The organism is Streptomyces sp. NPDC005728, assembly GCF_040630895.1.
In the GTDB taxonomy this organism is placed as follows: domain Bacteria; phylum Actinomycetota; class Actinomycetes; order Streptomycetales; family Streptomycetaceae; genus Streptomyces.
The window spans coordinates 19,906-31,094 of sequence record NZ_JBEXYL010000012.1 but is presented as its reverse complement, the minus strand read 5'-3'; the positions used below and the strand labels follow the sequence as shown (position 1 = coordinate 31,094).

Genomic DNA, 11,189 nt, shown 5'->3' with positions numbered 1-11,189 from the left:
GGTGTTTTCGCAGGTCAGACCGATTGTCAGTGGTCGCCTCTACGGTTTTTCCCATGACGCGATCTCTGCAGGCCGTGACCTATCGCCGACCCTCCGCACTCGAGTCCGCGGCGGACGGGCGCCGGCTCGGGCTGGAAACGTCCCGGGGTGCCACACCCACGGGTGCCGAGGACCATCCGCGGTTCTTCGCAGGCTTTCTGACCTCGCCTCAGATCTCGGCGGCGGCACTGCTGGCGGTGGCCGACGTGGCGGCCGCGCGCTACTACCAGCCGCAGCTGCGCGCCTCACTCGACCCGGTGGTGACGGGCAACGGCGACCGGCTGCGCTTCGAGTCCTTCTCCGGCTGCGGCGGGGTGTACGCACGGCTGGACGTGCTCACCCCGGGCCTCGACGGCGGCGAGGTGGGGCACGGGACGACGAACGTGGACGTCAACAACCCGCTGCGCGAGGCGCTGTCCCGGATCGGCACGGACGATCCGCTCCATCTGCGGGTCGGACCGGACGAGTTGGCGGTCACGACGCTGGACGGCCCGGTGGTGGAGAAGAAGGTCCCGCTGCCCGACCGGTGGCTGCGCGGCTTCGCCGAGGCCCAGGTGGTCGCGGCCGGCTTCGATCTGCGGGCGGAGCTGCCGGCGGACGAGGCGGTGCGGTTCCTGCGCGGGTTGCCGAGGGCGGGCGGGGGAAGGCGGGCCTCGGGCGGTCCGCGCTGGGTGGTGCCGGTGGGCCGGGGGCTGCGGCCGACGACGCGGGCGGTGCCGGGCGCGGTCTGCCTGCCGGGTCCGGAGCGGCTGGCGGCACTGCAGCGGGTGCTGCGGCATGCGACGGCGCTGCGGGTGTACGGCCCCGCGGTCGACGGCGGCGGTACGGCGGCCGCTGCGGCCGCCGCCTGGGAGGTCGTCCTGCCCGGGATGCGGCTCACACTGACCCTGTCCCCCGACGCCGCGCGTGGCTTCTCCGGCGAGGGCGGCGTGCTGGATGCGCTCGCCACGGAGGAGGCCGCCGGGGACGCCGAGCTGATCGCCGTGCTGCTTGCCTGGGAACCGCGCATCGAGGTGGCCGACCTCGCGGCGGCCTCGGGTCTCACGCCCGAGCGGGTGCGGGCCGCGCTGGTCCGCCTCGGCACCTCGGGCCGTGTCGGGTACGACACTGCGGAGGCGGCCTACTTCCACAGGGAGCTGCCCTACGACGCCGAGCGCGTCGAGCGGCACAACCCCCGGCTGCGCTCGGCCCGGGCGCTGGTGGCGGCGGGCGCGGTGTCCCTGGACGGCGGGCCGGCCACGGTGACCGCCGAGGACGGACATGTGCACCGGGTGCGGGACGAGGCGGGGGTGCTCAGCTGCAGCTGCCTGTGGTGGGCGAAGTACCGGGGCGGACGTGGCCCGTGCAAGCACGCGCTGGCGGTGCGGATGGTGCGACGGGGCGCCGCGGTGGGACAGGACATGGCGATCGGCGGGGGTGTGCGATGACCGCACTGACGGAGACGGTACGGGCCGGGCGCACGGCGGAGACGCTGCGGCTGGTGACGGGAATGACGGACGCGGAACGGCGCGCGTGTCTGGGCGAGTTGAAGGAGCTGCGCAAGGAGCTGCGGGCCGTCCCGATGTGGGAGAGCCGGTCGCAGCGGGTCCTCCCGGCGCTGCACCTGGCCGGGGCCGCCTGCCACACGGGGGCCGCCGCGGCCGCCGCCTGGCTCGCGGCGAGCGACCTGCGCTGGAGCCAGGCGCCCGTCGACTCCCTCCTGCGTGCGCTGGAGGCCCGGGACACGGGCTGGCTGGCCGACGTGGCACACCGGCTGGCACAGCGCCCCACCTCCGCAAGCGTGCAGTACGAGCTGATGGCGGGGCTGGTCAGCCGGTCGGGTTGCGAGGTGCCGGTGACGGACGCCTATGTGATCGGCTGGATCCGGCACATCAGCAGCGGCGTCCGGCGCCGGGACGGCCTCGCCGAGCTGCTGCGCCGCGAGCCGAACCTCGCACCGCTGGTCGGCGGGCTGTTCACCCTCTCGGATGTCGGTGAGGTGCGCTGGCTGCTCGGCGAAGGACCGGGCTCGTGGCAGAGCGCCCTGGCGGAAGTGACCCGGGAAGGCTTCCTGGACCGGACGTTCCTGGTCGACGCCTGCGTGGCCCGGCTGCTGCGCGGGGGCGGGCCCACCGACCACCGGATCTTCCTTCCGCTGCTGACGGAACTCGCGCTCACCCAGGAGGAGGAGCGGGCGCGGATCCCGGACTGGACGGCGCTGTCCCGGGATGCGGTCTCCCCCGTCGCCTCCCGCGCGCAGGAGGTGCTGGCCGCCCTGGCGCTGGACGGTGCCCTGGACACGCGGCAGCTGGCCGAGGCTTCCGAAGGGCTGCTGTTCCGCGGCGAGAAGAAGCTCGTACGGGCCCAGCTGGTCCTGCTCGGCAAGGTGCTCTCCCGCGATCCGGGCACGGCGGCGGAGCTGCTGCCGGTCGTGGCCCAGGCGTTCGGGCACGAGGACACCCAGGTGCAGGAGCGGGCACTGAAGCTCGTCGAACGACACGTGAAGAAACTCGACTCCGTCGACGTGCGTGACGAACTCGTCCGTGCGGCCGATCAGTTGGCTCCGGCGCTGCGCACACGGGCGGCCGCCGCGCTGGGTGTCGCCACGGTCGGATCGGAGGAGGTGTTCGAGGAGGTGCTGCCGCCGGCCCCGGAGCCGGTACGGCTGGAGCCTGCGCCGCAGGCGGCGGTGGAACTGGCCGAGGAACTGGGGGCGTTGCTGGCCTCCGACGGTGACGTGGCCGCGTTCGAGCGGGCGCTGGACGGTCTGGTGCGGCACGTGTACCAGGACCCGGACGCGCTGCGCGCGGCGCTCGTACCGGTGATCGCGAACCGCTGGTGGGCCAAGGACCAGACCCGTCACTGGCCACGCGCGGACGACATGTTCGGCAACACCCGCTACGGCACCGTCAACGCCCAGGACGGCCTCGACCTGCTCCTCGCAGCGCTGCACGGCAAGGTGACCACGGCCACGCTGCACGCGGCGGTGCGACAGGGACCGAAGGAACACGAGTGCGCACACAGCGGGCTCGCCCGGGTCTTCGACGCCCGGCTTCGCGAAGTGGCCTACCGCCTGCGCACGGAACCGATGCCGCTGCTCCTCGCCACGCCCACCTGGGGCACGGGCCTGCTGGAGCCGGAGGAGCTGGTGACCCGTCTCGCAGAGTACCGCCGCCTGGACGCCCGGGTCGGCGCGACCGACTTCGCCCAGGCTCTGCTGCGTGTTCGCAGGGACGACCGTGCGGCGGCCGAGGAGGCGGCCCTGCGGGCGAAGACGCTCGGCACCCGGGAGGGCGCACGACTCGCCCGCTGGCTGACCACCGACGACGCCGCCCCGGGCAGGCGGCTCACCCACTGGCTGCGCACCGGCACCACCGCTCCGGAGCCGGCCCGGCGCCGGACCAAGGGCGTGCGGATCCTCGTGGAGCTGGGCGAACTCCCGGAGCTGCAGGGGGGATTCCCACAGGAGTTCCGCCAGCTCGGCCAACCGCTGTCCACCTTCGCCGACCGCTGGCACTGCACCCACTGGAACCACGCGATACGCCCGCACTGGCTCGCCGTGCTCCCGGAGCGCCGGGAGCTGGTCGCGGCGCGGATGCTCCACGATCTGGCCGACACGGCCGTCGAGGACGACCGCGGTGCCGCCGCCGTCCTCCCCCTGCTCGCCGAGTCCGGCGGCGAGGCGGGCGAGGCCGTCCACCTGTGCATGGCGTACGGGCTCGGTGCGCGGCACCAGGAGGACCGGCTCGCCGCCGTGGACGCCCTGCTGGTGCTCGCCGCGCGGGGACAGCTCGACGCGGCGCGGCTGGGCACGGATCTGGGCGAGCTGGTCGGGCGCGGTGCGGTGAAGCCGCAGCGGCTGGCCGAGTCGGCGCGGACGGCGGCGGCCACGGGAGCCCATGCAACGATAGGGGAGATGCTCCGGCACGCCCTGCCCGTTCCGCTGGCCGGCCTCGCGACCGCCCGCCCGGAGGCGGCGGCCGTGGCGGCCCGGGGCCTCGGGGACCTGCTGGCCGCCGCGGCCGAGTGCGCCGAGCGTTCCGGGGCCCGCGGAGACGTACCGCATCTGGCGGAGACCGCCGCACGCACCGGCGCCTCCCGTCTGGTCACCCAGGCGCGGCGGCTGCGGGACGCCCTGGCGGTGGAGGCGGAGGCGGTGGTGGCCGCCTGAGCCGGACCGGGATATCCGCACACGTCAACGATAGAAAATGCAACAAAGGGGGCGGAAGCATGCTTTACTCATCGGTCACACATCGTTCGTGATCACGCAACACCGTTCCTCCACAGTGGCTGCATGACTCCAGAGATGTCTCATGTGACCCGGACGAAGCACGGACGGCCCGTGCACCACTGGCGGCGGGACCTCGTCGAACTCGCCGCCCTGTTCACCGCCGTGGCGGTGGCGGACGGGGTGGCGAACCTGATCGGACACGGGCCCGACGGTCCGGCCCTGCTGGTGATCTCGGCGATCGTGCTGGCCGCGACGGCGGGCTTCCACACCTGGTGGGCTCGGCGCCACGGGCACGCACCGCCGACCGAGGATACCGGTGCCCGGCCGGCCGCGGAGCCGCGGCCGGCCGGGCTCTCGCCGGAACCGGAGGCGTCGGCGCAGGACGTGACCGGGGCGAGCGCGCTGTGGCGGATGCGGACGACCGTACGGGACGAGCCCGGTTCGCTGGCGGCGCTGTGCACGGCGCTGGCCGGGCGGCGGGTCGACATCCTGAGTCTGCAGGCGCACCCGCTGGGCGACGGCACGGTCGACGAGTTCCTGCTGCGGGCGCCCGGGGCGCTGGCGGCGACCGAGATCGCCCGGGCGGTCTCGCTGGCCGGCGGGACGTCCACCTGGATCGAGCGGGCCGACGCCCACGACCTGGTGGACGCCCCCACCCGGGTCCTCGGCCTCGCGGCGCGCACCGCGCTGGACGCGGCGGAACTCCCGCTGGCCCTACGACAGTTGCTGGGCCGGTGCACGATCCGCTCGCTGCCCGCCAAGCCCGTCGGCGGCGGTCGCGGACCGGAGCCCGTGCCGGTCGAGGGGGTCCTCGAGGACACGGTCATGCGGTTGCGGGCGCCGGAGGGCGGTGTGCTCACCGTGGAGCGGCCGTACCTGCCGTTCACGCCGACCGAGTTCGCCCGGGCCAGGGCGTTGGTGGAGCTGGACGCCCGGCTCGGTCCGCGGATCCCTCGCGGCCAGGACGTGCTGACGCTGCCCGAGGGCAACGACATCACCGTGCGCCGGGTGGACACCGGTGACCTGGCACCGGCCCGGGCGATGCACGAGCGGTGCTCGAAGCGCACGCTCGGCATGCGGTACCACGGGCCGGTCGGCGATGCCGACCGCTATCTGAACCACCTGCTCAGCCCGCGCTTCGGGCGGACGCTGGCCGCTCAGACCGGCTCCGGCCGCATCGTCGGCCTCGGGCATCTGCTGTGGGACGGCGACGAGACCGAGGTCGCGCTGCTGATCGAGGACGACTGGCAGCGGCGGGGCATCGGCGCCGAGCTGCTGGGCCGTCTGGTGGCGATGGCGGTGGAGGCGGGCTGCGCGAGCGTGTACGCCGTGACGCAGGCCTCCAACACCGGGATGGTCGCCGCGATGCGCGGTCTCGGGCTGCCGCTGGACTACCAGATCGAGGAGGGCACCCTGGTCATCACGGCCCGTCTGGAGGCCGCCCCGGTGGCCGTGCTGCCGCCGTACGACGGCAGCGGGGAGCGGCTCGGCGGGTCCGCCCGCCGCGACTGAGGTCGCCGCCCGACGGCGGCCCGGTCCCCAGCGCCGGGCCGCCGTCGGGCGGACAGCCGTCAGCCCGCGGCCTCCCGCAGGCCCACGGGCTCCGGCAGCCGTACCGGCGTCCGGGTCCGCTCCCCCAGGGCGTTGTCCAGGTCCAGCCACAGGTCGTCGACGTCTTCCAGGCCCACCGACATCCGCAGCAGCCGGTCGCTCACTCCCGCGCCGCGCCGGTCGTCGGCATCCACGATCCGGTGGCTGATGGACGCGGGGTGCTGGATGAGGGTGTCCACGCTGCCCAGGCTGACCGCCGGGGTGATCAGCCGGACCCGGGAGATCACCTCGTGCGGGTCGCCGTGCACCTCGAAGGCGAGCATCGCCCCGCCCAGGCGCGGATAGCTGACGCGGGCGACGCGCGGGTCGGCGGCGAGCCGGCGGGCCAACACGGCGGCACTGGCGGAGGCGGCCCGGACCCGCACCGGCAGCGTGGACAGGCCCCGGAGCAGCAGGTAGCCGGCCAGCGGATGCAGGACACCGCCCGTGGCGAAACGTATCTGCCGAAGTCGTCCGGCCAGTTCCTCGTCGCAGGCCACCACTCCGGCCAGCACGTCACCGTGGCCGCCGAGGTACTTGGTGGCGCTGTGCAGCACCAGCCGTGCACCCTGCTCGGCGGGGCGTTGCAGGACGGGTGTGGCGAAGGTGTTGTCGGCGAGCAGCGGGACCGAGCCGCAGGCGTGGGCGACGGCCCGCAGGTCGACTTCGGCGAGGGTCGGGTTGGCCGGGGACTCGACCATCACCAGACCGGTGTCGGGCCGCAGCGCGTCGGCGATGCCCGCCGGGTCGGTCCAGGTCACCTCCGTACCGAGGAGCCCCGCGGTCAGCAGGTGGTCGCTGCAGCCGTACAGGGGCCGTACGGCGACGACATGGCGCAGGCCGGCGGCGGAGCGGGCGAGGAGGACCGCACTCAGCGCGGCCATGCCGCTGGCGAAGGCCACGGCGGACTCGGTGCCCTCCAGCCGGGCCAGGGCGGTCTCGAAACGGGCGACGGTCGGATTGCCGAGGCGGCCGTAGACCGGCGGGCCCACCGGGTCGGCGCCGTCGGTGGCGAAGGCGTCGATGCGGGCGGCCTCGGCGCGGCTGTCGTAGGAGGGGTAGGTGGTGGACAGGTCGATGGGCGGGGCGTGCAGGCCCTGGCGGGCGAGGTCGTCGCGGCCGGCGTGGACGGCCTCGGTGGCCAGTGCTCTCGGTGCGGTGCGTACGTCGTCGTAGGCACCGGTGCTCGCTGTGTCCATGGCGGAAGGTTGAACACCGGACGGGCGTCTGGATTCGAACACCGTGCTACGTTCGGCCAATGGCTGAATCTGTCGTACTGGATCCGGTGGATCTTCATCTGTTGCGGCTGCTGCAGAACGACGCCCGGACCACCTACCGCGATCTCGCCGCGCAGGTCGGCGTGGCGCCGTCGACCTGTCTGGACCGGGTGACCCGGCTGCGCCGCTCGGGCGTGATCCTCGGCCATCAGCTGCGGCTGGATCCGGCCAAGCTGGGGCGCGGCCTGGAAGCCCTGCTGTCGGTGCAGGTCAGGCCGCATCGGCGGGAGCTGGTGGGACCGTTCGTCGAGCGGATCCGCGCGCTGCCGGAGTCGCGGACCGTGTTCCATCTGACCGGCCCCGACGACTACCTGGTGCATGTGGCTGTCGCGGACATGGCCGATCTGCAGCGGCTGGTTCTGGACGAGTTCACGGCACACCGGGAAGTGGCCCGGGTGGAGACCCGGTTGATCTTCCAGCAGTGGGACTGCGGACCACTGCTGCCACCGGCCACGCCCAGAGCTGAATCGGGGATACCTGGGTGACGCAGGCATAGTCCGCGTATGAGGATGGGCGGCATGTCTGAGATCCAGAGCCTGCTGCCCCGCCAGGTCGCCGACGCATACGTGGACGACCTCATCGCCCTCGACCCGGTCACCGGCACCTACCTCGGTGTCAAGGAGAGTTCGAGCAGGCTGCCCGATTACTCGCCGCAGGGCCAGGAGGCCCTCGCGGAGCTGGCGCGGACCACCCTCGCCAAGCTCGACGAGGCGGAACGGCAGCCCGGCGCGGACAGTGACGTCGAGCGTCGCTGCGGGCGGCTGCTGCGCGAGCGACTGACCGCCGAGCTGGCCGTGCACGAGGCCGACGACCATCTGCGCGCGGTGGGCAACATGCACACGCCGGGCCACTCGGTGCGGGACGTCTTCACGGTGACGCCTTCGGAGACGGAGGAGGACTGGGCGGCGATCGCGCAGCGGCTGCGCGCGGTGCCCGCCGCGCTCGCGGGCTACCGGGAGTCCCTCGCCCTCGGTCTGGAGCGCAAGCTGTTCGCGTCGCCGCGGCCGACCGCGACCTTCGTCGAGCAGCTCACCGAGTGGTCCGACACCGACGGCCAGGGCCGCGGCTGGTACGAGGACTTCGCCGCCGCCGGTCCGGACGCGCTGCGCGCGGAGCTGGACGAGGCCGCCCGTGCCGCCACCGCCGCCGTGGCGGAGCTGCGGGACTGGATGCGGGACGTGTACGCGCCGGCCATCGAGGGCGCCCCGAACACGGTGGGCCGCGAGCGGTACGCGCGCTGGGCCCGCTACTTCAACGGTACCGACCTGGACCTGGACGAGGCGTACGCGTACGGCTGGTCGGAGTTCCACCGCATCCTCGGCGAGATGAAGCTGGAGGCGGAGAAGATCCTGCCCGGCGCCGAGACACCGTGGGTGGCGCTCGCGCACCTGGACGAGCACGGCCGGCACATCGAGGGCGTCGACGAGGTCCGCGAGTGGCTCCAGGGCCTGATGGACCGGGCCATCGAGGACCTGGACGGCACACACTTCGAACTCGCCGAACGGGTGCGGAAGGTGGAGTCGCGCATCGCCCCGCCCGGCGGTGCCGCGGCCCCGTACTACACGGCCCCGTCGGAGGACTTCTCGCGTCCCGGGCGCACCTGGCTGCCGACCATGGGGCAGACCCGGTTCCCGGTCTACGACCTGGTGTCGACCTGGTACCACGAGGGCGTGCCCGGGCATCACCTCCAGCTCGCGCAGTGGGCGCACGTGGCCAAGGACCTCTCCCGCTACCAGGCCACGGTCGGCGGGGTCAGCGCCAACGCGGAGGGCTGGGCGCTGTACGCGGAGCGGCTGATGGACGAGCTGGGCTACCTCACCGAACCGGAGGAGCGTCTCGGCTACCTGGACGCCCAGATGATGCGCGCGGCCCGGGTGATCGTCGACATCGGCATGCACCTGGAGCTGGAGATCCCGGCCGACTCGCCGTTCCGTCCCGGCGAGCGCTGGACGCCGGAGCTGGCGCAGGAGTTCTTCGGCGCGCACAGCAGCCGGCCCGCGGACTTCGTGGAGAGCGAGCTGACCCGGTACCTGACGATTCCGGGCCAGGCGATCGGCTACAAGCTCGGCGAGCGTGCCTGGCTGCTGGGCCGCGAGAACGCCCGCGCGCGGCACGGCGACGCCTTCGACCTGAAGGCCTGGCACATGGCGGCCCTGTCCCAGGGTTCGCTGGGCCTGGACGACCTGGTGGACGAGCTGTCCCGGCTCTGACCGCCGCGAGGTCTCAACGCCGGAAGCCGCCCTCGGAGTTGACGACCTCACCGGTGACCCAGCCCGCCTCGTCCGTGGCCAGCCACGCGATGAGCCGGGCCGGGTCGTCGGGCAGGCCCCAGCGTCCGTCGGGGAACCGGGCGGCCACGGCCGCGTGGGCCTCGCCGGTGGCGTAACCGGTGTCGACGGGGCCCGGGTTGACGGTGTTCAGGGTGATGCCCTGCTCTGCGAGGGTGGCGGCCAGGGAACGGGTGATCGAGGCGAGGGCGCCCTTCTGCAGGGCGTAGGCGATCTCGCCGGGCATCCCGCCCGCGATGTCCTGTCCGGAGGTCATCATCACCACGCGCCCGCCGGGAGCGCCCTCCGTCAGCCGGGCGCGCGAGCGGACGTACGCCTGGACGAGCAGCAGCACCGAGCGGGTGTCCACCGCCCAGTGGGCGTCCAGCATCGCCGCGTCGATCTCGTCCAGGGAGCCGTCGGATCCGCTCAGGGCGTGGTTGGCGACGAGGATGTCGAGCCGGCCGAACTCCGCCACGGCACTGTCGACCAGGCGGGCCGGTACCGCCGGGTCGGCCAGATCACCGGGTCCCGAGACGACGCGCGCCTCCGGATCGCCGAGCGCCTCGCGCACGGAGTCGGCGACGGCTTCGGGGCTGTCGGCGCCCCAAGGCATCGCGGCGTCGTGCGGCACATGGTGATGCACATAGACGCTCGCGCCGTACGCGGCCAGCCGCCGGGCCACCGCGTGCCCGATACCGGCACGCCTGCTGGCTCCGGTCACGAGCGCGGTACGGCCGCGCAGGGGCAGGGGGTCGCGGCGCAGCGCGCCGGGGGTGGGGTGCGTGGATGCGGGCATGGGCGATCACTGTACGCGGGGTGCGGGCGGTGCAGCGGAGCGCCGGAATCGTGACCGGGCTTCAGAGGATGGCGCGTTCGGAACGTCAGGTGTTGCGGATCCGGGACGTACGCAGGAGCGCCGACGAGCCGGACCACTCAACAACACGCTCTGCACGAGCCGCGTGAACGCCCGCCCCCGTCGGCCGTACGGCCGTCCCCCGGTGGCGGGGCCCCTGGTGAGGCCGCTTGCTGGTGGCAGAGGGCGAGTCGGAGGAGGCGGGCCGGACATGCAGGCAAGAGGTCCCGGGCCGGGGCAGGAAGCGATGGAGACGCCGCGGGCCGCCGGGCTGGCCGGAGTCGTGTTCGCGCTGCTGCTGGCCGCGGCGATCGTGCTGATCCGGCTGGGGATCCCGGAAGGGGCCGACGCGGTCACCCCGCCGGGGTTCACGGACTCAGCGCGACGCACCGCGGTGCGGACGGCCCTCGCCCTCGTACCGTTCGCCGGCATCTTCTTCCTGTGGTTCGTAGGAGCCGTACGGGCCCACGTCGGGGCGGTCGAGGACAAGTTCCTCGCCACCGTCCTCCTGGGCAGCGGACTGGTCTTCACGGCCACGATGTTCGGTGCCGCGGCGGCGGCCGATGCCGTGCTGGCGGTCGCGCATCCCTCCGATGCCAGTCCCGGGCTGTCCGCCCGGGACTTCGGCCGGTACTTCGCGTACACGATGATGACGGGGTACGCGATGCGGATGGCGGCCGTCTTCGTGTGCTCCATGTCGGTGATCGGGCACCGCCTCGGCGTGCTGCCGCGCTGGCTCAGCCTGCTGGGCTTCCCCACCGCACTGACGCTGCTGTTCGTCTCGTCGAACGTCCCGTGGGCAGAACTGGTCTTCCCCGCGTGGGCGCTGGTGCTGAGTGTCTACATCCTGGTGGCGAGCGGTCGTGCCCGGTCGCACGTCGCGGCGTCGCCGTGACCCCGCAGGGCGCCGCTCACCCGAACGGCGTGCCCCCGCGCGCGAGGCCTCCGTC

Annotated in this window: 8 protein-coding genes; 6 read left to right on the top strand and 2 right to left on the bottom strand. The window is 73.7% G+C overall.

The window, feature by feature from the left end:
* Positions 1-53 precede the first annotated feature (53 nt).
* The 3 genes from ABZ471_RS11270 to ABZ471_RS11260 all read left to right on the top strand — a co-directional run bounded on the left by ABZ471_RS11270 (position 54) and on the right by ABZ471_RS11260 (position 5,761).
* Entirely contained in the window at positions 54-1,466 is a 1,413-nt protein-coding gene (locus tag ABZ471_RS11270) for an SWIM zinc finger family protein (RefSeq protein ID WP_359064886.1), read from the top strand.
* On the top strand, positions 1,463-4,189 hold the full coding sequence (locus tag ABZ471_RS11265; RefSeq protein ID WP_359064884.1) for a DUF6493 family protein: 2,727 nt from the start codon (positions 1,463-1,465) through the stop codon (positions 4,187-4,189). The genes ABZ471_RS11270 and ABZ471_RS11265 overlap by 4 nt, the downstream gene beginning before the upstream one ends.
* Before the next feature lie 123 nt (positions 4,190-4,312).
* The gene (locus ABZ471_RS11260; protein ID WP_359064882.1) at positions 4,313-5,761 is read left to right on the top strand and encodes a GNAT family N-acetyltransferase; all 1,449 of its coding nucleotides are present in this window, start codon (positions 4,313-4,315) and stop codon (positions 5,759-5,761) included.
* Positions 5,762-5,820: 59 nt separating this feature from the next.
* Here the strand turns inward: ABZ471_RS11260 and ABZ471_RS11255 are convergent, their stop codons facing one another.
* Positions 5,821-7,038, bottom strand: coding sequence for a PLP-dependent transferase (locus ABZ471_RS11255; protein ID WP_359064880.1), 1,218 nt, complete (start codon positions 7,036-7,038; stop codon positions 5,821-5,823).
* Positions 7,039-7,097: 59 nt separating this feature from the next.
* Between ABZ471_RS11255 and ABZ471_RS11250 the strand changes: the two genes are divergently transcribed.
* The gene (locus ABZ471_RS11250) at positions 7,098-7,601 is read left to right on the top strand and encodes an Lrp/AsnC family transcriptional regulator (protein ID WP_359064878.1); all 504 of its coding nucleotides are present in this window, start codon (positions 7,098-7,100) and stop codon (positions 7,599-7,601) included.
* 33 nt (positions 7,602-7,634) lie between these two features.
* On the top strand, positions 7,635-9,326 hold the full coding sequence (locus tag ABZ471_RS11245; protein WP_359064876.1) for a DUF885 domain-containing protein: 1,692 nt from the start codon (positions 7,635-7,637) through the stop codon (positions 9,324-9,326).
* Between the two features lie 13 nt (positions 9,327-9,339).
* On the opposite strand, the gene ABZ471_RS11240 is transcribed toward ABZ471_RS11245, so the two are convergent.
* Positions 9,340-10,182 carry an SDR family oxidoreductase gene (locus ABZ471_RS11240; RefSeq protein ID WP_359064874.1) on the bottom strand — a complete coding sequence of 281 codons (843 nt, stop codon included), beginning with the start codon at positions 10,180-10,182 and terminating at the stop codon, positions 9,340-9,342.
* Between the two features lie 304 nt (positions 10,183-10,486).
* Between ABZ471_RS11240 and ABZ471_RS11235 the strand changes: the two genes are divergently transcribed.
* Positions 10,487-11,134 (top strand): hypothetical protein, encoded by a 648-nt coding sequence (locus ABZ471_RS11235; RefSeq protein ID WP_359064872.1) that lies wholly within the window; start codon positions 10,487-10,489, stop codon positions 11,132-11,134.
* Positions 11,135-11,189: the final 55 nt, after the last annotated feature.